Source organism: Sphingomonas faeni, from assembly GCF_040407505.1.
Taxonomy (GTDB): domain Bacteria; phylum Pseudomonadota; class Alphaproteobacteria; order Sphingomonadales; family Sphingomonadaceae; genus Sphingomonas; species Sphingomonas faeni_E.
On the sequence record NZ_JAPZPQ010000001.1, the window covers coordinates 395,308 to 417,300 of the forward strand.

Sequence of the window (21,993 nt, forward strand, 5' to 3'; positions counted from 1 at the left end):
TGCTGAGCTATCTAGCGATGCGCAGGGCCGAGAAATGAAGGCCAAGCATCAACGCCTGACGCTCGCGTTGCTGGCGCTCGGCGCGGTTGTCATCGCGGGACTGCTCGCGCTGTCCGCGCTCAAGGACCAGGCCGCGTTCTTCTACGCACCCTCCGACGTGCGTCGCGACGGCTTGCCTCTCGGCCGCGCGGTCCGGCTCGGCGGGATGGTCGAGGGCGGCTCGGTCAAGCGCGCCGCCGACGGCATCACCGTGCATTTCACCGTCACCGACGGCCAGGCAACCACCCCCGTCGTCTTCGCCGGCATCGTCCCCAACCTGTTCCGCGAGAAATCGGGCGTCGTCGCCGAGGGTCAGTTCCAGCCCAACGGCAGCTTCGTCGCGTCGAACCTGCTCGCCAAGCATGACGAGAAATACATGCCGCCGCAGATGGCCGGCAAGATGCACGAGACCAAGACGCTCGAACCGGACGCCAAGCAGTGATCGCCGAAGCAGGCCTAGCCGCGCTCTGGTTCGCAGGCGCGCTCGCGGCGTTGCAGCTCGTGATGGCAGCGATCGGCATCGCACGCGGTCGTGAAGACGTCGCAGCGGCGGTCCGGCCGGTGGCGATTGTCCAGGGGCTGCTCGCATTACTGGCGATGGCGCTGCTGATCGAGTTGTTCCTCGACTCCGACATGTCCGTGAAGCTGGTCATGGAGAACAGCCATTCTGCCAAGCCGTGGCTCTACAAGTTCGCCGGCGCGTGGGGAAATCACGAAGGCTCGATGCTGCTCTGGGTAACGATCCTCGGGCTGGCCGGCGGCGCGGTGGCGATCTTCGAACGCTCGCTGCCCGAACGCACGCTCACCGCGACGCTCGGCGCACAGGCCACGATCGCACTTGGTTTCTATGCGTTCCTGCTATTCTCCTCGAACCCGTTTGCGCGGCTTAATCCCGCAGCCGCCGACGGTCTCGGGCTCAACCCGCTGTTGCAGGATCCCGGCTTGGCATTCCATCCGCCGACGCTTTACACCGGCTATGTCGGCCTCTCGGTCGCGTTCTCGTTCGCGGTCGGTGCGCTCGTCACGCGCGACGTCGGCCCGTCGTTCGCGAAAGCGATGCGCCCCTGGGTGCTGATCGCCTGGATTTTCCTGACGCTCGGCATCACCGCGGGCTCGTATTGGGCGTATTACGAGCTCGGCTGGGGCGGCTGGTGGTTCTGGGACCCGGTGGAGAACGCCTCGCTGATGCCGTGGCTCGCCGCCACCGCATTGCTCCATTCGGTGACCGTGCTCGCGACGCGCGACGGCCTGCGAGCCTGGACGATCATGCTCGCGGTGGTCGCGTTCTCGATGTCGATGATCGGTACGTTCTTGGTGCGCTCGGGCATCCTGACGAGCGTGCACGCGTTCGCGGTCGATCCGGAGCGCGGCGCGTTCATCCTCGCGTTGCTCGCGATCTACATCGGCGGGGCGCTCGCGTTGTTCGCCGCGCGCATCGGCACCGTCCGCGCGGGCACGACGTTCGATCCGGTCAGCCGCGAGGGCGGGCTGGTCGCGAACAACCTGCTGTTGTCGGTGATCCTCGGCATCGTCCTGATCGGCACGCTCTATCCGATCGTCGCGGCGAGCTTCGGCGTGCAGCTGTCGGTCGGTCCGCCGTTCTTCAACAAGGCGGCGGGGCCAATTGCGTTGCTTCTCGTCGCAGTGATGGCGGTCGGGCCGCTGCTGCGCTGGCGACGGGACGATGCGAAAGCGGTGCTGCGCCGCGTGATGCTGCCGATCGGCGCGACGCTGGGGGCGGCAATCGCGTTGCTGTTCGTCTGGCCGGGCTTGCTCCCCTGGGCCGGGCTGTCGCTGGCCGCTGGTCTTGCCGTCGCCAGCGTCGCGCCTCTGTGGAAGCGCAACCTGAAGCGTACGCCGCTGTTCACCTACGGCATGGTCATCGCGCATTTCGGTATCGCCGTCAGCCTCGCCGGGATGGCGTCGGACAGCGCGTTCACGAAGGAAACATTGGTCGCGGTGCGCGCAGGCGAGCCGGCACGGGTTGGGCCGTACACCGTGACGCTTGATGGCATCTCACCGGTGATCGGCGAAAACTGGTCGGCCCTCGAAGCGCGCCTTACCGCGACGCGCGGCGGCAGCGAGAGCATCCTGCGCCCGCAACTCCGCTTCTTCGCCAACCCGCCGACAAGCACGAACGAATCCGCGATCCTGACGGTGCTCGACGGCCAGCTCTATACCGTGCTCGGCCAGCCGGACGGGCAGGGGCGGTGGCAGCTCCGCCTCTGGTGGAAGCCGTTCGTGACGCTGATCTGGTTCGGCGGCGTGCTGATCGCGCTGGGCGGCATGCTGTCGCTGCTCGGTCGGGTGCTCCGCGAGCGACGGGCGGCAACACGGGCTGAATGGACATGAAGCGGTTCGCACTCTGGGCGCCGCTGGCGATCTTCGCGCTGCTGTTCGCGGTGGTGGCGAGCGGGCTGTTCCGGCCGGCGGAGAAGGTGGTGCGATCGGCGATGGTCGGCAAGCCGCTCCCCGATTTCGCGCTGCCGGCGATGGTCCCAGGCAAGCCGGGTCTGACCAGCGCGTCGTTCCGGCAGGGCAGGCCGCGGTTGCTCAACGTGTTCGCGAGCTGGTGCATCCCGTGCATCGCCGAGGCGCCGCAACTGATGCGGCTGAAAGCGATGGGCGTGCCGATCGACGCGATCGCAATCCGCGACACTACACCCGCAATCGTCGGCTTCCTGCGACGCAATGGCGACCCGTACGAGCGGATCGGCAGCGATCGGGCCAGCCAGGTGCAACTGGCGCTTGGCTCGTCAGGCGTGCCGGAGACGTTCGTGATCGACGGCCGCGGGATCGTCGTGAAGCAGATCATCGGCGATATCCGGCCGGAGAATGTCGCCGAGATCGTCCAAGCTGTGAAGGATGCGCGGTGAGGGGCTCGCACTTCATTCCCCTTCCGCTTGCGGCAGGGGCTAGGGGAGGGGCTTCTCGTGTTTCACCAACTGCTCGCGCGCGTTATGCCCTCCCTCGACCCCTCCCGCGAGCGGGAGGGGAGATTCTTGCCGCGCTGTTGCTCTGCATCTCGCCGGCCTTCGCCCAGCCGGTCACCCCGCCAGCACATTACGCCAACGTACAACTCGCCGACCCCGCCAAAGAAGCCTCCGCCCGAGCGCTCATGGAAACGCTGCGCTGCCTCGTCTGCCAAGGCCAGTCGATCGCCGACAGCGATGCGGACATGGCGGCTGACATGCGCGCGCTCGTCCGCGAGCGGATCGAGCGTGGCGAAAAGCCTGCCTCGATCCGCGACTGGCTGGTCGCGCGCTACGGCGACTACGTGACCTATGATCCACCCCTATCCGGCCTGACATGGCCGTTGTGGCTAGCGCCGATCCTGCTGCTCGGCATCGGCGGCTTGATCGCGCGGTCGAGCTTCCGGCGGAGGACACGCTGATGGGTTACGTCTGGCTGGCGGCGATCGGAGCCGGTGCGTTTGCGCTGCTCGCGGTATTGAAGGTGAACCGCGTCCTGTGGACGATGGTCGCGGCGGCGCTGATGCTCGGTGCGGCGGGATACGCGTGGCAGGGGCAGCCAGGGCTTGCCGGCCACGAAGTGTCGCCCGGGCTTGCTGCAACGGCGGACGACAGCGCGATGCTCGAACTGCGCGACCAGATGCTCGAGCGGTATACGGGCGCGGCGGCGTATTTGGTTGCGGCGGACGCGATGACGCGGATCGGCGACCGGCGCGCGGCTGTGCAGGTGTTGCTCGGAGGGCTCAGGATCGCCCCGAAGAGCGTGGTGATGTGGACCGGGCTCGCCAACGCGCTGGCGGCGCATGATGCGAATCAGGTTTCGCCGCCCGCGCTGTTCGCCTTCCAGCAAGCGATGCGGTTGGCGCCGAAGCATCCTGCTCCGCCGTTCTTTTTGGGGCTGGCGTATGTACGTGCGGGAGAGTTCGCGACGGCCCGGCCATATTGGGCAAAGGCGCTGTCGTTGACGCCGGCCAACATCTCATATCGGGGTGAAATCGCTACTCGGCTGGCATTGCTGGATCGGTTTCTAGCTATGCAGGATACGCCGAACGCGGGCTAAAACTAATCCCGCCATCCTGGGGCAACCCAGAATGACGGGATGAAGGATTTACTGCCCGCGACCGGTCTTCGACTGCAATTCGTCGATCTTCTTCGACGCATCCGCCTTGGTCAGCGTCTCGTCGAATTCCTCATGCGCTTCCTCGGACAGCGTCTTGAGGTAGCTCGCCTGCGCACCGGTCATCTTCTCGTCGCCGGTAGTCCAGTCGTCCGGGTCCTTCTCGGCGTTCGAGAACGGTTCGGACTTGGGGTTCGGGGTGTCGGACATTGGAAATTCCTTTCCCCTGTCCAACACCCATGTTCCGTATCCGTTCCCGCGTCAGCCAGCCCAAGCTTCGTAAGGTAAACCTAGATCATCCGCGACCGCCTTGTAGGCGATCTTGCCTTTGTAGACGTTCAGCCCGTTGGCGAGGTGCGGGTCGGCCTTCATTGCCGCCTCGGCGCCGAGGTTTGCCAGCTTAAGCGCGAACGGCAACGTCGCATTGTTGAGTGCGAACGCCGAGGTGCGTGCGACCGCGCCCGGCATGTTGGCGACGCAGTAATGGATCACGCCGTCGACCTCGAACACCGGATCCTCGTGCGTCGTGGCGTGCGACGTCTCGAAGCACCCGCCCTGGTCGATCGCGATATCGACCAGCACCGAACCGCGCTTCATCGTCTTCAGCATTTCGCGCGTGACGAGCTTGGGTGCAGCCGCCCCAGGCACCAGCACCGCGCCAATGACCAGATGCGCGTTCTTCACCGCAGCCGCGATCGCGGCCTTCGAAGCATACGCCGTCTTGATCTGGCTCGAGAAGAACATGTCGAGTTCGGCAAGGCGATCGTTCGAGATGTCGTAGATCGTCACGTCGGCGCGCATGCCGACCGCCATCTGCGCCGCGTTGACGCCCGAGACGCCGCCACCAAGGATCGCGACCTTGGCCGGCGCAACACCGGGCACGCCGCCGAGCAGAACGCCACGTCCGCCCTGCTCCTTCTCCAGATAATGCGCACCGACCTGCACCGACATGCGGCCCGCGACTTCCGACATCGGCTTGAGCAACGGCAGCCCGCGGCGGTTGTCGGTGACGGTCTCGTACGCGATACAGGTCGCGCCGGACTTCATCAGCCCCTCGGCCTGCGGCTTGTCGGCGGCGAGGTGGAGATAGGTGAACAGCAGGTGGCGCGGCTCGAGCATCGCGATCTCGCTCGGCTGCGGCTCCTTGACCTTCACGATCATGTCGGCGCCCGCGAATACTGCGGCGGCGGTCGGCAGGATCGTCGCGCCCGCGTCGACATAGTCCTGGTCCTCGAAATCGATGCCCGATCCGGCCTGCGTCTCGACGACGACCTCGTGGCCCGCGGCGACCAGTTCGGCGACCGACGGCGGGGTCAGGCCGACGCGATATTCGTGGTTCTTGATTTCCTTGGGGACACCGACGCGCATTGATTCCACTCCATTATCGTTTGCGCCATACTAGCGCGCCTTGGACGGGAAGGGTTCGCAAACTGGTCGCGGTGCGATACCGTATCTGCAAGATGATTGCATCCATCGCCCTTGAAACGGGATAATCTTGAGCATCACGATCGAACGCAGGATACTGGACCTGCTCGCCGCCAATTCCGACCTCACCAGCGCGGAGCTCGGCGACGCCGTCGGCCTGTCGGCAAGCGCTGCGCATCGCCGGGTAGCCCAATTGCGCGAAAGCGGTGCGATCGTCGGTTACCGTGCGGTGCTGTCGCAAGCCGCGCGCGGCGATCCCAGTATCGTGCTCGTCAACGTCACGCTCCGCGATCAGCGCAAGGAGACGATGGCCGCGTTCGAGGCCGAGATCGTCGAGTGCCCGCAGGTCGTGCAATGCTTCCTGATGAGCGGAGAGGCAGACTACATGCTCCACGTCGAGATCCGCCACGGCGAGACGTTCGAACGCATTCACCGCGAGACCTTGTCGCAACTGCCCGGGGTAACGCGGCTGGCGTCGCACTTCGTCATCCGTGAAGTGATCCGGCGCTAGTGTTTTCCTGCGAACGCAGGAACCCAGGATCAAGAACACCAGCGCCTGTTACCCTGGGCTCCTGCATCCGCAGGAGAACCGGAGTGTTCTCACCTCAAGCGCCGGTCCGATCAGCCCCAGTTAATCCACGCTAACCGCCTCGCCGTTGCCGCCCTCTACCCCGCATGCTAAATGCGCGCGCTTGGGGCACAGGGTGAAATCGGAAATTCGATGAAGATTGCTGCACTTCCGGGCCGATTCACCGTCCAGTGAGCGTCGACCAGACCGCCGCGGCCTCGACCGTGCCACCCGCCAATCTCGATCTCGAGACGGGGCATCACAACTCCGACGGCATGCTGAAGCTCGCCTTCGGTGCGATCGGCATCGTCTTCGGCGATATCGGCACCAGCCCGCTCTACGCCTTCCGCGAGACCTTCGCCGGCCACCACAAGCTCGCGCTCGACGCGGCGCACATCATGGGCGTCATCAGCCTGATGTTCTGGTCGATGATGATCGTCGTGACGGTCAAGTACGTCATCATCATCATGCGCGCCGACAACAAGGGCGAAGGCGGCAGTCTCGCGCTGCTCGCATTGGTCTCGGGCAAGACCAAGACGAAGCGCTGGAGCAAGGGCATCATCCTGCTCGGCGTGTTCGCGACGGCGCTGTTCTACGGCGACAGCATGATCACGCCTGCGGTATCGGTGCTGTCCGCGGTCGAGGGTCTCGCCGTTGCCGCGCCGGCGTTCGCTGGCCTTGTGCTGCCGATCGTGATCGTCATCCTGATCGCGCTGTTCTGGGTGCAGAAGAGCGGCACCGCACGGATCGGCCTCGTGTTCGGGCCGATCATGCTGGTATATTTCAGCGTCATCGCGGTGCTCGGCATCCTCAGCATCGTCCAGACGCCCGAGGTGCTCTGGGCGCTGTCGCCGCACTACGCGGTCGAGTTCTTCATCATCGATCCCGAGCGGGCGTTCCTGGCACTGGGCTCGGTCGTCCTCGCGGTCACCGGCGCGGAAGCGCTGTACGCAGACATGGGGCATTTCGGTCGCAAGCCGATCGGGCTGTCGTGGCTGTTCTTCGTGCTCCCCGCGCTGATCCTCAACTATATGGGGCAGGGCGCACTGCTGTTTCGCGATGGTCGCGAGGCGCTGGTCAGCCCCTTCTACAACCTTGCCCCCGAAAGCCTGCAGCTCCCGCTCGTCATCCTCGCGACGATGGCCGCAGTGATCGCGTCGCAGGCGGTGATCTCCGGCGCGTTCTCGGTAACGCAGCAGGCGATCCAGCTCGGCTTCATCCCGCGTTTGCGGATCGAGCACACCAGCGCCTCGACCGCCGGCCAGATCTACATCCCGCTCGTCAATGGCGCGCTGATGGTGATGGTGATCCTGCTCGTGCTGTTCTTCCGCACCTCGTCGAACCTGACGAGCGCGTACGGGATCGCGGTGACCGGCGCGATGTTCATCGACACGTGTCTGCTCGGCGTGGTGCTGTTCCGCCTCTGGAACTGGCCGAAGATCGCGGCGATCCCGCTGCTGGCGATCTTCTTCACCGTCGACGGCGCCTATTTCGCGGCCAACCTGACCAAGGTGCCCGCAGGCGGCTGGTTCCCGCTGCTGGTCGGCTTCATCATCTTCACCTTCCTGACCACCTGGTCGAAGGGGCGGCAGCTGATGATCGACCGGATGCACGAGGCGGCGATGCCGATTAAAGTGTTCATCGGCTCGGCGGCGAGTTCGGCATCGCGCGTGCCGGGCACCGCGGTGTTCATGACCTCGACCGCGGACGGCGTGCCGCACGCGCTGCTGCACAATCTCAAGCACAACAAGGTTCTGCACGAGCGCGTCATCCTGCTCACCGTGAAGATCGTCGGCCAGCCCTATTGGCCTGCGCATGACCGTGCGGTGCGCGAGGAGCTCGGCGACGGCTTCCACCGCCTCGTTCTGCGCTACGGCTTCATGGAGGACGCCGACGTGCCCGCGGCGCTGCGCCAAGTCCATAATTGCGGCGCGGACTTCAAGATGATGGACACCAGCTTCTTCCTGTCGCGCCAGACGCTGCTCGCGTCGGACAAGCCCGGCATGATGATCTGGCGCGAAAAACTGTTCGCGTGGATGCTCCGCAATGCGGAAAGCGCAATGGAGTTCTTCCGCCTGCCGACGAATCGCGTCGTCGAGCTGGGCAGCCAGGTCGAGATTTGATGGCTCCTTCGGTCCATCCTTTCACCCGTGATTTGTCTCGGTCACGCGTTCGTCATTCCCGCGCAGGCGGAAACCCATACTGGCAAGCCTCGCTGCGTGATCGCCATCGTTCGAGGATATGGGTCCCCGCCTCCGCGGGGATGACGAAGAAGATGCGGGCAGCATGACCGAAGTAGCCCCGATCATCGTCACGGCCCTGTTCGGTCGCCAGGACACCGCGTTCTTCGATGCCATGCGCCGCGAGCATTTTCCGCCGGAGCGGAACCAGCTCGACGCGCACCTGACACTGTTCCACCACCTGCCGCCCTCGGGGCTCGACGAACTCAAGCACCGCCTCAACCAGGAAACGCGCGGCATACGTGCCCCGCAGGCGCGCGTGGGCGGCCTGATGTCGCTGGGACGGGGTGTGGCCTACCGGATCGAGTCCCCCGAGCTCGTCGGCATCCGCGCGCGCCTCGCCGATGCGTTCACTGGCATGCTGACGCCACAGGACGCCGGCGGCTGGCGGCCTCACGTCACGATCCAGAACAAGGTCAGCCCGCAGGTCGCCAAGCTTCTGCTCGGCAATCTGCAGCGCGATTTCGCGCCGAAGGACGTCGAAATCGCCGGTCTGGGCGCGTGGTGGTATCGCGGCGGACCATGGGAAGCGATTTCCCGGCACATGTTTGCTTGACCGCCTCGAAACCGCTTCCTATAGGCCGCGCCTCGCAGGGAAGAACGCTTCCCTGACGGACGGTACGGCGAAGTAGCTCAGTTGGTTAGAGCACGGGAATCATAATCCTGGGGTCGGGGGTTCAAGTCCCTCCTTCGCTACCATTTCGGACCTGGCGCGCGGCGCTCACGGTCCAGCTCCTGCGACATACGCAAGCGATCACCAAGTGCGGGAAACTCGTCTTCGCAATCGCAAAATGCCGTTCTATTGCCTTGAGTTAATGGTCGGGCGTCGCGCTGCGTATTCGGTGTTCGCGTCGGTCCGGCCTTACGGGAGAGACGAGCATGCGCGACAAACGCCCTGATGGGATCGCCGATTATACGGGTCCGGCTGGTGGTTGGGGCGCGCTGAAGGCGGTTGCCGTGTCGCTCAAGGCGCAGCAGATCGTCGTGCGCGGCGGCCAGACGCTGCTCAAGTCGAACCAGCCCGACGGCTTCGATTGCCCGAGCTGCGCATGGCCCGACCCGAAGCACACGTCCTCGTTCGAATTCTGCGAGAACGGCGCGAAGGCGGTCGCGTGGGAATCCACCGCCAAGACGATCGGCGCCGACTTCTTCGCCACGCACAGCGTGTCCGACATCTGGAAGCAGAGCGATCACTGGATCGAGGACCAGGGCCGCGTCACCGAGCCGCTCCGCTACAACGCCGCCACCGATCACTATGAGGTCGTGAGCTGGGCGGACGCCATGCGCGAGATCGGCGCGGGCCTCGCCGCCGTCCCCGATCCCAACCAGGCCGAGTTCTACACCTCGGGGCGCTGCTCGAACGAGGCGGCGTTCCTGTTCCAGCTGTTCGTGCGGCTGTACGGCACCAACAACTTTCCCGACTGCTCGAACATGTGCCACGAGGCGACCTCGGTCGGGCTCCCGAAGTCGATCGGCATCGGCAAGGGCACCGTCAGCCTCGAGGATTTCGACCACGCCGACCTGATCCTGTCGATCGGGCACAACCCCGGCACCAACCATCCGCGGATGATGGCGACGTTGCGCGAAGTGTCGAAGCGCGGCGGCAAGATCATCGTCTTCAACCCGCTCAAGGAGCGCTCGCTCGAACGCTTCGAATCGCCGCAGTCGGTGGTCGAGATGGCGACGATGTCGGCCACCCCGATCGCGAGCAGCTATTACCAGGTGAAGGTCGGCGGCGACGCGGCGGCGCTGAAGGGTATCGCCAAGGCGCTGGTCGCGCTCGACGAGGCGGCCAAGGTTTCGGGCGGCGAGCCCGCGCTCGATCACGCGTTCATCGCCGAGCATACCGCGGGACTCGACGACTATATCGCCGATCTCGCCACCACCGAATGGGCGGATATCGAGCGCTCCAGCGGCCTCTCCCGCAGTGATCTCGAGGAAGTCGCGCTCGCCTATTCGAAGTCGAAGTCGACGATCTGCTGCTACGGCATGGGCGTCACGCAGCACCGCACCGGCACGACCAACGTCCAGCAGATCGCCAATCTGCTTCTCCTGCGTGGAAACATGGGCCGACCAGGGGCGGGCATCTGTCCGCTGCGGGGCCACAGCAACGTGCAGGGCGATCGTACCGTCGGCATCACCGAGCGACCGATGCCGGTGCTGCTCGACGCGATGCGCGACGTGTTCGGGTTCGAGCCGCCGCGCGATCACGGTCATTCGGTGGTCGAGAGCATCGCGTCGATGCGCGACGGCCATGCCAAAGCGATCGTCTGCCTCGGCGGCAACCTCGCCATCGCCTCGTCCGATCCGCAGGCGTGTGCGGAGGGCTTCCGCAACCTCGACCTCGCGGTCCACATCACCACCAAGCTCAATCGTACGCAGTTGCTGATGGCGAAGGCGACGTATGTGTTGCCGTGCCTGGGTCGGACCGAACTCGACATGCAGGCGACCGGCCAGCAATCGGTGACGGTCGAGGATTCGATGTCGATGGTCCACGCCTCGCGCGGCTTCCTGATGCCGCCGGGCGACAACGTGAAGTCGGAGATCTGGATCGTCGGCGAGATCGCAAAGGCGACCTTCGCCGCCAAGGGCCGCGCGCCGGTCGAGATCGACTGGGATGCGTATGTCGGCGACTACAGCCTGATCCGCGACAAGATCGAGGCGGTGTTCCCCGCGTTCGCCGACTACAACGCACGTATCCGCAAGCCAGGCGGCTTCCACCTGCCGAACTCGGCAGCGATGCGCGAGTGGAAGACGGACAGCGGCAAGGCAAACTTCATCGTCGCAAAGGGCGTCGAGGAGGACGAAAGCGCGGGCGATCCAACCGTGCTTCGGCTCACCACGCTGCGCGCGCACGACCAGTACAACACCACCGTCTACAGCCTCGACGATCGGTATCGCGGCGTATTCGGGCGCCGCGATATCCTGTTCATGAACGAGCGCGATATGGCGCGGCTTGGGCATAAGGAAGGCGACGTCGTCGATATCGCCACCGCGCTCCAGTTCGCGCGCCCCGACCGCGTCGTGCAGAAGCTGATGCTGGTCCGCTATGCGCTGCCCGACGGCTGCGTCGCCTCCTATTACCCCGAGACGCAGCCGTTGATCGCGCTCGAGGATCACGATCCGCAGAGCTTCACCCCTTCCTACAAATCCATCCCGGTGACCGTCCGTCCCGCCGCTGCCGACATGGGTTCGGATCGCGGCGTGGCGCGCGCGGGGATCGTCGGGCACGAGAGTAAAGTACACGCATGAGCGCCGGCTATTCGTCGACGATTGACACCTACGCGACCCTCGCGGCGACCAAGGCGGAGGCACTGCGGCGCTCTCCCGTCGGGTTCTTCGCTGGGGCGATCCTTGCGGGCACGTACATTGGCATCGCGATGATCCTGGCGCTCAGCACGGGGGCGGGCCTCGAACCCGGCGTGCGACCCTTGGTGATGGGCGCGACCTTCGGGCTTGGGCTCATTTTGACCGTCTTTGCCGGCGCCGAGCTGTTTACAGGCTACGTGATGTATCTCGGCTTCGGCCTTGCACGCCGGACGATCACGATCGGAGATGCGCTCAAGCTCGCCGTCGTCGTGTGGATCGGCAACCTTGTGGGCGGCGTCGTGCTGTCGGTGGTGTTCGCGGCAGGCGGCGGCGGCGCGATCTTCGCCAACGCCGATACGATGTTCCACGGCTACGTCCTGCACAAGGTGTCGGTCGACGCGACCGCGCTGATGGCCCGCGCGATCCTGTGCAACTGGCTCGTCTGCCTCGCGATCTGGACCGCGGCGCGGATGACCGGCGACACCGCCAAGTGCATCGCGATGGCCTGGATCCTGCTCGCCTTCGTCGCCGCCGGGTTCGAGCATTCGGTCGCCAACATGACCGCGCTGACGCTCGGCCTGCTAGTGCCCAACTCGTCGATCGACCTCGCCGGCATGATCCGCAATCTTGCGATCGTCACCGTCGGCAACACGATCGGTGCCTTGGTCTTCGTCGTCGGCGGCTATCTTGTCGCGTCGAAGACGGACGCGGTACAGGCCGCCAAGTAATCGCGGTCTCGTGTAGCAGCGGCGGGCCTGCTGCTACGCGAACACGTCCCAAGGATCGTTGACGACCAGGATCGCGTCGCTGCGGGCGAGCGCTAGCAGCGTCAGGCCGTGCTCGCGCGCATGATCGATCGCCAGGCTGGTCGGCGCGGAGATCCCCACCAGCATCGGCGCCCCGGCGATCAGCGCCTTGTCGACCATCTCGAAACTGATCCGCGACGTGACGAGGATGAAGCCGTCGATCGGCTGCCCCGTGATCGCGATGCCGCCGACGAGCTTGTCCAGCGCATTGTGACGGCCGACGTCCTCATACGCCCCAACGATCCGACCCTCGCGGTCGCAGGCGGCGGCGGCATGGATCGCGCCCGTAGCCGCGTTAAGAGGCTGGTGAGCGCGCAGGCCACCAAGAGCGGCAAACAGCGCGTCGACAGGCGTGTCGGGCTTTGGCGGCGTCCTCGGGACCGGTTTGCGGAGCTGTTCGAGCCCGGAGATCCCGCACAGCCCACAACTCGTGTCGCTGGTCCGGTGGCGGACGCGGTCGTGGATACGGCCCTTGCACTGATCCGACAGTCCGACGCGAACGATCCAGCCTGCCTCCGCCTCGAAGATATCGATGTCGCGCACGTCGTCCGCGCTGTCCGCGAGCCGCTCGGTCAGCAGAAAGCCGGTCGTGAATTCGGCTAGGTCGGCGGGCGTCATCATCATCACCGCATAGCCGAGCCCGTCGATCTCGATCGCGACGGGCACTTCGATCGCGATGGCGCGCTCGCCCGCGGTAAGCGAATCAGGCCGCAGGATCTTGATCGCTTCGTTGCGCGACGTGCTCATAAGGTATCGAGGTCCTGCGGCGTGTTGACGTTCGGGATAGGCGCACCCGCCCGGATCGGGATAGCCCCGATCGCCTCCGCCCAACCGCGCACCGATCGGCGAGGCACGGTTTCGATATGGGAAAGCAGTTTGCCGAGCAAACCTGTCTCCCAATGCCCGAGCACCGGGGCGTCGGGGCAATAGGCGGAGAAATGACGGGACAGCGCTCTGAGTAACCCGTCCGGCAACCACGGCATGTCGCACGCGATCGTCAGCACGGACGTGAACCCGTTCGAAGCCGCATAACCGAGCGCGCCAGCGATGCCCCCCAATGGACCGATATCGGCCCTCGGCAGGTCGGGGATCGCCCCATCGCGCCCTGCAATCACCGCGGTCTCGACATGAGGCAATAGCAGCGCTCGCGCATGCTCAGCCAACCCACGCCCGTCCAACACCGCCATCGCCTTGTCGGACCCGAAGCGAGACGACCGCCCGCCCGCCAGTACGACGCCGAGAATACGCTGCTCGGTCAGCGCGTCTTCTCGATCCGCACCGGCACGGATTTCGCCGCCGGAACATGGCTTTCGCGGGCATGGTGAGCAACCGGTATGAGCAAATTACACTCGGGGTAATACGCGCCGAGGCAGCCCTCGGGGATCGCATATTCGACCACGCGGAGCTTGTTCAGGCGGCGAGCCGAATTGCCACCCGCATCGCCGACCAGATCGACGTCGTCGCCATCGGTGATCCCCATCCGGATCATGTCGCTGCGGTTCATGAACACGATGTCGCGCGTGCCCTTCACGCCGCGGAAGCGGTCGTGATAGCCATAGACGGTCGTGTTGAACTGGTCGTTCGACCGCAGCGTCATCAGCCGGAAACGGCCCTCCGCCTCCTCGAACCCGGTGACGTTCAGTGCCTGTGGAACGTTGATCTCCGCCTTGCCGCTCTTCGTCTTCCACTCGCGGTGCGCTGCCGGCACGCCCTTCCAGAAACCGCCAGGCGTAAACATCTGGGCGTTGAAATCCTTGAACAGGTCCGGATACGTCACCTCGATCGCATCGCGAACGCGGGCATAATCGCGCACCCACGCATCCCAATCGAGCTTCGGATTGGGCGCGAGCGTCGCTTTGGCGATCCCCGCGACGATCGCAGGCTCGGACAGCAACGTCTCGGACGCCGGCGTCGCCTTGCCCTTCGACCCGTAGATCTGGCTGAACGAATCCTCGATCGACACGCTCTGCGGCCCCGTGCCCTGCATGTCGGTCTCGATCCGGCCGAGGCAGGGGAGCAGGTACGACGTTTCACCGGGCAGCAGGTGCGAGCGGTTGAGTTTGGTCGCGATATGCACCGTCAGGTCGAGCGCGCGCCACTTCGGCTCCATCCGCGCATGATCCGGGATCGCGCGCACGAAATTGCCGCCAAGCCCGACGAACGCCTGTGCGCTGCCGTCGAGCACCGCTTCGCACGCCTCGACCGTATCCCAACCCTTCTCGCGCGGCGGCTCGAAGCCATATTGCTCGGCAAGCTTGTCGAGCGGGGCGAGTTCGGGCTTCTCGGTGATGCCGACGGTGCGCTGGCCCTGCACGTTCGAGTGACCACGAACCGGACCCATGCCCGCACCTGGCTTGCCGATATTCCCACGCAGCAGCATCAAATTGACGACCATGTGGACGTTGTCGATCCCGCCGACATGCTGCGTCAGCCCCATGCCGTACACCGCGATAACCGCCTTCGACTTGGCATAGACCTTCGCCGCCGCCTCGATCTCGGTGCGGGGCAGGCCGCTCTCATGCTCGATCGTCGCCCACTCGGTCGCGCGCGCGACATCGGCGAACGCCTCGAACCCGGTCGTGTGCTCGGCAAGGAACGCGTGGTCGAGCACCGGCAGGCCGTTGATCCGCTTGGCGTTGTCGTCGGCCTCGATCAGGTATTTGCACATCCCCATGATCGCACCGACGTCTCCGCCGGTCTTGAGTTGATGATATTGTGAGGCGATCGGCGTCGACTTGCCCGTCACCATCTCGATCGGGTTCTGCGGATCCTGGAATTTCTCCAGCCCGCGTTCCTTGAGCGGATTGAACACGACGATCTCGACGCCACGCTTCGCACAATCGCGCAGCGGATGCAGGAACCGCGGGCTGTTCACGCCGGGGTTCTGCCCGAAGTAGAAGATCGCGTCGCACTTCTCATAGTCCGACAGGTGGATCGTGCCGACCGCCGAACCGATCGCCGACTTCAGCCCGACCGAGGTCGTCTCGTGGCACATGTTCGAGCTGTCGGGCAGGTTCTGGCTGCCATACATCCGCGCGAGCAGGCTATACATGTACGACGTCTCGAGGCTGGCGCGGCCCGACGCGTAGAAGATGACCTTTGTCGGATCATAGGTCTTCAGCTTGGCGCCGATGCCGGCAAACGCCTCGTCCCAGCTGCACGCGGCATACTTGTCGGTCGCGGCATCGTACTTCAGCGGATGCGTCAAGCGCCCGGCCTGTTCGAGGTCGAAATCCTTCCAGCCGATCAGCTCGCTGACCGTATGCTGCTCGAAGAACGCAGGCGTGACGCGGAACGAGGTCAGCTCCCAGGCCGTCGCCTTCGCCCCGTTCTCGCAGAACTCCGCGACGTGCGGATGCGCCGGCTTGCCCCACGCGCAGCTCACGCACGCAAAGCCATCCGGCTTGTTCTGGCGTGCGAGTTCGCGGAGCACTTCCGGACCGACCTTCTCGCGCGCGGAGATTTCGACGAGCGACTTCATCGAGCCCCAGCCGCCTGCTGGTGCGGTGTAATCCTCGATCTCTACGGTCCGGTCGTCGCTCATGCTCATCTCCGCTTTTATCGTCCAACGCAGTGGCAAAGCTTTCGATGCAGGCACCGCAGATTTACCGGCGGTTCAAATCCGGCCGCGCATCCCCTAGATGCAATCCCGAATCTCCAAGGAACTCTGATGACGACGCACACGACCCGCATGCTTATCCTCGGCTCGGGCCCAGCCGGGCTCTCCGCCGCGATCTATGGCGCGCGTGCCGGAATGGCGCCGATCGTCGTGCAGGGCATCCAGCCCGGTGGCCAGCTGACCACGACAACCGATGTCGAGAATTATCCCGGCTTCAAGGACGTGATCCAGGGCCCGTGGCTGATGGAGCAGATGCAAGCGCAGGCCGAGCACGTCGGCACGCGGATGATGTGGGACACCGTCACGCAGGTCGACCTCACCAGCCGCCCGTTCCGCCTGATCGGCGACAGCGGCGACGTGTATGAGGGCGACACGCTGGTTATCGCGACCGGCGCGCAGGCGAAATGGCTCGGGATCGACAGCGAGGAGCCGATGAAGGGCAAGGGCGTCAGCGCCTGCGCGACGTGCGACGGGTTCTTCTACCGCGGCAAGAAGGTGGCGGTGATCGGCGGTGGCAACACCGCGGTCGAGGAGGCGCTGTACCTCACCAACCACTCGCCCGACGTGACTCTGATCCACCGCCGCGATTCGCTGCGGTCGGAGAAGATCCTCCAGGAACGCCTGTTCGCGCACAAGGGCGTGACGGTGCTCTGGAACAAGGAGGTTCGCGAGTTCGTCGACGGCGGCGGCAACGCAGGGCTGGTCGCGCTTGAGCTCGAGGACACGGTGACGGGCGAGCGCTCACGACTCGCGGTCGATGGCGGCTTCGTGGCGATCGGGCATCATCCGGCGACCGAGCTGTTCCGCGGCCATATCGATCTGGATTCGGACGGGTATATCTCGGTCGAGACCGGGTCGACCCGGACTAGTGTCGAGGGTGTGTTCGCGTGCGGCGATGTCGCCGACAAGGTGTACCGGCAGGCGGTGACGGCGGCGGGGACGGGCTGCATGGCGGCGCTGGACGCCGAGCGCTTCCTCGCGGCGGCCGAGTTTGCCGAGCTGGCCGAAGCCGCGGAATAACGCCCGCGTCCTTCGTCATCGTCATCGTCATCCTGACGAAAGTCAGGATCCAGGTTTCCAAACGATAGCGGTTATCGCTCTGGTCCTGCGTTCATCAGGACCAGAGCAGCTACTCCTGCGCCATCCCGTCAACGATCGCGGCGTGGAGCGCTGCGGCGTTCTCCGCCCCGGCAAAGCTGTGGGATGCCGTGGCGAACCGCTTCACTTTCACGCCACCGCGATACCGTCCGGCAAAGGCGATCGCGGTCGCGTCGCCCGTCGCAAGGACGATGGTGGCGTCGTCCTGCCAGCCGTCAAGTGCGGCCAAGACGTTGGTCGTTAGTGAAGCACGCTCTTCAGTCTTGGCGGTCATAACCCTTTTCAAGCCTCTGATAACCTTGATAAAGCTTACCTTTCCTTTCAGCGCGCGTCCCCAGGTTGCGGGGTCGCGTAGTGCGCTGTGATAGCGGGCCCGTATCGCGGCGGCGGGGGGCAGGTCGTCGATCGGTTGCACGACCCAGGGATTGGCGACGATGATGCGGTCGATCCCCGCCGATCGTCCGAACAGCGCAAGCGTGCTGGCCGCGTCGCAATTGCCGAAGCCGACCAACCGGCTGACCCCCGGTGCCGCGCGGCGGAACGCGTCGGCGGCTGCGATCAGGTCAGGTTCGGCGCTAAGGAAGCCCTTATTGTCGCCCGTCGAGTCTCCCACGCCGCGGCGGTCGTAACGGAACACGGGTATGCCAGCGGCGGCCAGTCGATGCGCCAGCATCGCCATCCCGCGATGTGCACCGTTGCGGATTTCATTGCCGCCGGACACGATGAGCAGTCCTGTAGACCCGTCTGCCTCGTCCAGCGTCGCAGCAAGGCTTTCGCGTTCGCAAGCGAACGCGATCAGCGTTCGCATGATGCGATCCAGTTCGAGATGTCGCCGGCAAGTATCTGAGTCAATACGATATCATTGTCCGGCTCTGACCGGCGCCACAGGGGCGATGCCGCATATTTCACGTCTGCGTCGCGCGGATCGGATTCGAGCCTGACAACGCGCAGGCGGCCATCTCCAGCATAGGGTGTGGCGTCGCGGAGGTCGGCCAACATTTCGCGGGACAGCGTGTTGCCTGCATAGTCGGTTTCGCTAGCGCGAGCGGAGCGGGAGGTCGCGCGCGTGCGGTCCAGTTCACGCAACAGGTCTTCGCCGGTTTGCGCGGATAGCTGCCATCGTCCGGCGAGGGCCGCGTCGGTATCGAAGAGCGCGCCGCTTCTTATCGAAATGCCGTAAGTGCTCCGGCCAAGTCGCTGAGCAAGATCGGTATAGGCTGTCCGCTGGTCGCGGAGTCGTGCTTCGCCGGTGACGACGATGCTCTCGCCGGTACCGGGGAGATCGGGGAGCACGCTGCCGATCCCAAGAACGGCGAGTGCGCGTAAAATTGTGACGAGGAACTGGCGCGTCCGGTTTGCTTCCTCGAACAGCGGAAGGGTGGCGATGACGATCGGGCCGGCATCGGGGCCCAACCGCAGCATTGCTTCGCGGCCGCCGCTCCAGTCATAGGTATCGAAGCGCAGGGCGGTCATCCCGGGTGAGGCTAGACCCCCCGTTAAAGCTAGACCAGTGCCTTGCTCGCGGCAAACTGGACGAGTGCGCCGAACGTCTCGAGCATCTCGCCGTCGATCTCGTCGTCCTCGATGAGGATGCCGAGCCGGTCCTCGAGTTCGGTCAGTACGCTCGCCACCGCCATCGAATCGAGTTCGGGCAACGCGCCGAACAGCGGTGTGTCGGGCGTGAACGCGGCGACGCGGTCGGCGCTGAGGCCGAGGATATCGGCGAGGACGGCGCGTACCGTCGTTTCGACTTGGGAAGTGCCTTCGAAGATCACGAGCATCGCCTGAACGGTTAGGAACCCGGCCCCGCTAGCGTGTGGGGGTGAATTCGGCAACGGGTTCGCGCTAACGGGGCTTGGCGCTATTAGGGGCGCATGATCCCGCTAGACCCCAAGCCGTACCCTATCGACCACATCGCGCTGCGTGGTGCGCCGGATGCCGTTGCTCTGGTCGACAAGGCGGGCGCGATGACGTTTGCCGAGCTTGAGGCAGGGGTCAGTGCATTGGCGGGGTGGCTCGCAGCCCGAGGGCTATCGGCGGGTGACCGCGTCGCGACGTGGCTGCCGAAGACGCGCGTCGCCTGCATGATGCCGCTCGCGACGGCGCGGGCAGGGCTGGTGCATGTCCCGGTCAACCCACTGCTCCGGCGAGCGCAGGTCGCGCATATCCTCGCAGATAGCGACGCTCGCCTACTGGTAACCCAGAGCGCGCGGGCCGGGACGCTAGACGATGGCGACGTGCCGGATGGCTGCGCGACCGTGGACGAGACGGAGCTACTCTCGTTCCCTCGCGAACGCGGGGGGCCAGGAATCCCAAACGTTGCACTTTGTAACTCTGGCCCCCCGCCTCCGCAGGGGAGCGGAATGATGGCTCCATCCGACGCCGACCCCGATACTCTGGCCGCGATCCTCTACACGTCCGGCTCCACCGGTCGCCCGAAAGGCGTGATGCTAAGCCACGCCAACCTGTGGCTCGGAGCGATCTCCGTCGCGCACTATCTGAAGCTGAAGCCTGAAGACCGCGTACTCGGCGTACTCCCCTTATCGTTCGACTACGGCCAGAACCAGCTATTCTCCACATGGGCAGCCGGCGCGTCGGTAGCGCCGCTCGACTATCTAGTAGCACGCGACGTGGTGAAGGCAGTCGAACGGGTCGGGGCTACGACGCTAGCAGGTGTGCCGCCCTTGTGGGTTCAGCTACTGGAAGCAGAGTGGTCAGTGGAAACCGCCGCTCGGTTGAAACGCCTGACCAACTCGGGCGGCGCACTGACGCCGCGACTCGTGCGGGGCCTGCGTGAGCGGTTCCCGGCGGCGGATGTGTACGCGATGTACGGGCTGACCGAGGCGTTCCGGTCGACCTATCTCGACCCGGCGCTGATCGATACGCACCCCGACGCGATGGGGCGGGCGATCCCGTTTGCCGAGGTTTCGGTGGTGAAACCCGACGGCACGCGTGCTGCGCCGGGGGAGGCGGGGGAACTAGTGCATTCGGGGCCGCTCGTCGCCCAAGGCTATTGGCAGGATGCGAAGCGGACGGCGCAGCGGTTCCGGCCGGCGCCCGATGGTAATGGCATGACGGTCTGGTCGGGGGATACCGTCGTCGAGGGCGAGGACGGCTTGCTGCGATTCGTCGGCCGCGACGATGAGATGATCAAGAGCGCAGGCAACCGGATCAGCCCGCTGGAAGTCGAGGAGGCGGTGCTGGCAGGCGGCGAAGCGCGCGAGGCGGTCGCGGTCGGTGTGCCGGACGAGCGCCTGGGGCAGGCGATCGTCGTGATGCTGGCCGGGGATGCGGGTGAGGAGCCGGCGTTGCGGGGGCGATTGCGGACCGCTCTACCGAGCTTCATGCAGCCGGGTGCGTATCTCTGGCGGGATGAATTACCGCGTAATGCCAATGGCAAGCTGGACAGGTCTGCTATCGCGTTGGAGGTAAAAGCTTGTTCTCCCGCAAAGGCGGCAGTCCAGTCTGGGCCCCCGCCTTCGCGGGGGAACATGGAAGGGAGCGCGTCATGAAACCGATGGGTGCTCTTCCTCCTGAGTTTGTTGCGCAGTCGGGCGCGCTAACGATCGGCGGTCGGACTGCCGATGGTTGGGCTGTAGAGGCCGGCGACACGCCGCTGTTCGTCTACGACATGGCGATCGTCGCTGCCCGCATCGCACGCTTCAGAGCAGCGATGCCGGCGATCGACCTCCATTACGCCATCAAGGCCAATCCGTACGCCGAGATGCTGACCGCCATCGCGCCGCTGGTAGACGGGCTCGACGTCGCTTCCTCGGGCGAACTCGCGAAAGCCATGATCGTCAAACCGGCCGCCTCGATCAGTTTCGCCGGGCCAGGCAAGCGCGACGACGAACTCGCGGCGGCGATTACCGCCGGCGCCACGCTCAACGTCGAATCGGAAGGCGAGGCGGCACGGGCGTTCGCGATCGGTGAGCGGCTCGGACAAACACCGCACATGGCGGTCCGCGTAAACCCCGACATCGAACTCCGCGGCTCGGGCATGCGGATGGGCGGTCGCGCGTCGCCGTTCGGGGTCGATGCGGTGCGCGCCGCCGCGCTCGTAAAGGCGATCGTCGCAGCGGGCGCGGACTGGCGCGGGTTCCATATCTACGCAGGCAGCCAGGCGCTCGATGCCGGTGCGATCATCGAGACGCAGGCCGCGACGATCGCACTCGCGGCACGGTTGGCAGAGGAGGCGAGCGTCGCCCCCCCGCTCGTCAATCTCGGCGGCGGTTTCGGCGTGCCCTATTTCAACGGCGACATGCCGCTCGACGTCGAACGGGTCGGCGACGCGCTAGCCGAAGCACTCGCATCCCGCCCCGCGATCCTCGCCAAAACCCGATTCGCGATTGAACTCGGCCGCTGGCTCGTGGCCGAAGCGGGCGTCTACCTTACCCGCGTCATCGACATAAAGCGAAGCCAGGGCGAGACCTTCGTCGTCGTCGACGGCGGCCTCAACCACCAGTTCGCCGCCAGCGGCAATTTCGGCACCGTCGTCCGCCGCAACTACCCGATTGCAGTCGCCGCGCGGATGGGCCACCCCGCGACCGCGACCGCGACCGCGACCGCGACCGCGACCGCGACCGCGACCGCGACCGCAACCGTCTCCGTCGTCGGTCCGCTCTGTACCCCGCTCGACCGCCTAGGTGACAAGATTGCGCTCCCGCCCGTCCATGTCGGCGACCTGATCGCGATCTTCATGGCCGGCGCCTACGGGGCGAGCGCCAGCCCGAGCGCGTTTCTCGGGCATCCACCAGCGTCCGAGATCGTTACTGGTATATAAGGCGCAGTTGCAGTGCC

At 65.5% G+C, this 21,993-nt stretch carries 21 protein-coding genes and 1 tRNA gene; 14 read left to right on the forward strand and 8 right to left on the reverse strand.

The genetic code is table 11. The features are described 5' to 3' along the window. The first annotated feature begins 34 nt into the window (after window positions 1-34). From ccmE to O6X71_RS01935, 5 genes are all read left to right on the forward strand, one after another. Window positions 35-481: a cytochrome c maturation protein CcmE gene (ccmE, locus tag O6X71_RS01915; RefSeq protein ID WP_353464208.1), complete on the forward strand. Its 447-nt coding sequence runs from the start codon at window positions 35-37 to the stop codon at window positions 479-481. Beyond that, window positions 478-2,391, forward strand: coding sequence for a heme lyase CcmF/NrfE family subunit (locus O6X71_RS01920; protein WP_353464209.1), 1,914 nt, complete (start codon window positions 478-480; stop codon window positions 2,389-2,391). The genes ccmE and O6X71_RS01920 overlap by 4 nt, the downstream gene beginning before the upstream one ends. Beyond that, on the forward strand, window positions 2,388-2,915 hold the full coding sequence (locus O6X71_RS01925; protein WP_353464210.1) for a DsbE family thiol:disulfide interchange protein: 528 nt from the start codon (window positions 2,388-2,390) through the stop codon (window positions 2,913-2,915). The genes O6X71_RS01920 and O6X71_RS01925 overlap by 4 nt, the downstream gene beginning before the upstream one ends. Window positions 2,916-3,052: 137 nt before the next feature. Then, window positions 3,053-3,433, forward strand: coding sequence for a cytochrome c-type biogenesis protein (locus O6X71_RS01930; RefSeq protein ID WP_435368433.1), 381 nt, complete (start codon window positions 3,053-3,055; stop codon window positions 3,431-3,433). Beyond that, complete coding sequence (locus tag O6X71_RS01935) at window positions 3,349-4,071, forward strand: tetratricopeptide repeat protein (RefSeq protein WP_353464211.1); 723 nt, start codon at window positions 3,349-3,351, stop codon at window positions 4,069-4,071. The genes O6X71_RS01930 and O6X71_RS01935 overlap by 85 nt, the downstream gene beginning before the upstream one ends. 48 nt (window positions 4,072-4,119) lie before the next feature. On the opposite strand, the gene O6X71_RS01940 is transcribed toward O6X71_RS01935, so the two are convergent. Together O6X71_RS01940 and ald are read right to left on the reverse strand one after the other, a co-directional pair. Beyond that, window positions 4,120-4,338 (reverse strand): DUF3072 domain-containing protein, encoded by a 219-nt coding sequence (locus tag O6X71_RS01940; RefSeq protein ID WP_056058060.1) that lies wholly within the window; start codon window positions 4,336-4,338, stop codon window positions 4,120-4,122. A gap of 51 nt (window positions 4,339-4,389) precedes the next feature. Continuing rightward, window positions 4,390-5,496 carry an alanine dehydrogenase gene (ald, locus tag O6X71_RS01945; protein WP_056048250.1) on the reverse strand — a complete coding sequence of 369 codons (1,107 nt, stop codon included), beginning with the start codon at window positions 5,494-5,496 and terminating at the stop codon, window positions 4,390-4,392. Between the two features lie 127 nt (window positions 5,497-5,623). Between ald and O6X71_RS01950 the strand changes: the two genes are divergently transcribed. From O6X71_RS01950 to O6X71_RS01975, 6 genes are all read left to right on the forward strand, one after another. After that, window positions 5,624-6,064 (forward strand): Lrp/AsnC family transcriptional regulator, encoded by a 441-nt coding sequence (locus O6X71_RS01950; protein WP_056048254.1) that lies wholly within the window; start codon window positions 5,624-5,626, stop codon window positions 6,062-6,064. A gap of 281 nt (window positions 6,065-6,345) precedes the next feature. After that, window positions 6,346-8,244: a potassium transporter Kup gene (locus O6X71_RS01955; protein ID WP_435368449.1), complete on the forward strand. Its 1,899-nt coding sequence runs from the start codon at window positions 6,346-6,348 to the stop codon at window positions 8,242-8,244. Window positions 8,245-8,407: 163 nt separating this feature from the next. After that, a complete protein-coding gene (locus O6X71_RS01960) occupies window positions 8,408-8,917 on the forward strand; it encodes a 2'-5' RNA ligase family protein (RefSeq protein WP_353464212.1) in 510 nt (169 codons plus the stop codon). Window positions 8,918-8,983: 66 nt separating this feature from the next. Further along, window positions 8,984-9,060 (forward strand) — tRNA-Met (locus O6X71_RS01965). A gap of 180 nt (window positions 9,061-9,240) precedes the next feature. Further along, on the forward strand, window positions 9,241-11,613 hold the full coding sequence (locus O6X71_RS01970) for an FdhF/YdeP family oxidoreductase (protein ID WP_353464213.1): 2,373 nt from the start codon (window positions 9,241-9,243) through the stop codon (window positions 11,611-11,613). Continuing rightward, the gene (locus O6X71_RS01975) at window positions 11,610-12,398 is read left to right on the forward strand and encodes a formate/nitrite transporter family protein (protein ID WP_353464214.1); all 789 of its coding nucleotides are present in this window, start codon (window positions 11,610-11,612) and stop codon (window positions 12,396-12,398) included. Before O6X71_RS01970 ends, O6X71_RS01975 begins: the two co-directional genes overlap by 4 nt. A gap of 33 nt (window positions 12,399-12,431) precedes the next feature. Here O6X71_RS01975 and fdhD read toward each other — a convergent pair whose 3' ends face one another. Genes fdhD through O6X71_RS01990 form a run of 3 tightly spaced genes read right to left on the reverse strand, consistent with a single transcriptional unit; the run spans window position 12,432 to window position 16,020 of the window. After that, window positions 12,432-13,223 carry a formate dehydrogenase accessory sulfurtransferase FdhD gene (gene fdhD / locus O6X71_RS01980; protein ID WP_353464215.1) on the reverse strand — a complete coding sequence of 264 codons (792 nt, stop codon included), beginning with the start codon at window positions 13,221-13,223 and terminating at the stop codon, window positions 12,432-12,434. Beyond that, window positions 13,220-13,765 carry a molybdenum cofactor guanylyltransferase gene (gene mobA / locus O6X71_RS01985; RefSeq protein ID WP_353465039.1) on the reverse strand — a complete coding sequence of 182 codons (546 nt, stop codon included), beginning with the start codon at window positions 13,763-13,765 and terminating at the stop codon, window positions 13,220-13,222. Before mobA ends, fdhD begins: the two co-directional genes overlap by 4 nt. Further along, a complete protein-coding gene (locus tag O6X71_RS01990) occupies window positions 13,732-16,020 on the reverse strand; it encodes an FdhF/YdeP family oxidoreductase (RefSeq protein WP_353464216.1) in 2,289 nt (762 codons plus the stop codon). The genes mobA and O6X71_RS01990 overlap by 34 nt, the downstream gene beginning before the upstream one ends. 126 nt (window positions 16,021-16,146) lie before the next feature. Here O6X71_RS01990 and trxB point away from each other — a divergent pair, with 126 nt between their 5' ends. After that, window positions 16,147-17,115, forward strand: coding sequence for a thioredoxin-disulfide reductase (gene trxB, locus O6X71_RS01995; protein WP_056058078.1), 969 nt, complete (start codon window positions 16,147-16,149; stop codon window positions 17,113-17,115). 109 nt (window positions 17,116-17,224) lie between these two features. Here trxB and O6X71_RS02000 read toward each other — a convergent pair whose 3' ends face one another. The 3 genes from O6X71_RS02000 to O6X71_RS02010 are packed head-to-tail and all read right to left on the reverse strand — an operon-like array spanning window position 17,225 to window position 18,974. Beyond that, the gene (locus O6X71_RS02000) at window positions 17,225-18,001 is read right to left on the reverse strand and encodes a hydrolase 1, exosortase A system-associated (protein WP_353464217.1); all 777 of its coding nucleotides are present in this window, start codon (window positions 17,999-18,001) and stop codon (window positions 17,225-17,227) included. Then, window positions 17,989-18,666 carry a hypothetical protein gene (locus O6X71_RS02005; protein ID WP_353464218.1) on the reverse strand — a complete coding sequence of 226 codons (678 nt, stop codon included), beginning with the start codon at window positions 18,664-18,666 and terminating at the stop codon, window positions 17,989-17,991. The genes O6X71_RS02000 and O6X71_RS02005 overlap by 13 nt, the downstream gene beginning before the upstream one ends. 29 nt (window positions 18,667-18,695) lie before the next feature. Beyond that, a complete protein-coding gene (locus O6X71_RS02010) occupies window positions 18,696-18,974 on the reverse strand; it encodes an acyl carrier protein (RefSeq protein WP_183128688.1) in 279 nt (92 codons plus the stop codon). 93 nt (window positions 18,975-19,067) lie between these two features. Here O6X71_RS02010 and O6X71_RS02015 point away from each other — a divergent pair, with 93 nt between their 5' ends. Then, a complete protein-coding gene (locus O6X71_RS02015; protein WP_353464219.1) occupies window positions 19,068-20,705 on the forward strand; it encodes an acyl-CoA ligase (AMP-forming), exosortase A system-associated in 1,638 nt (545 codons plus the stop codon). Next, window positions 20,702-21,976, forward strand: a complete 1,275-nt coding sequence (locus O6X71_RS02020) for a pyridoxal-dependent decarboxylase, exosortase A system-associated (protein ID WP_353464220.1) — start codon at window positions 20,702-20,704, stop codon at window positions 21,974-21,976. The genes O6X71_RS02015 and O6X71_RS02020 overlap by 4 nt, the downstream gene beginning before the upstream one ends. Window positions 21,977-21,993: the final 17 nt, after the last annotated feature.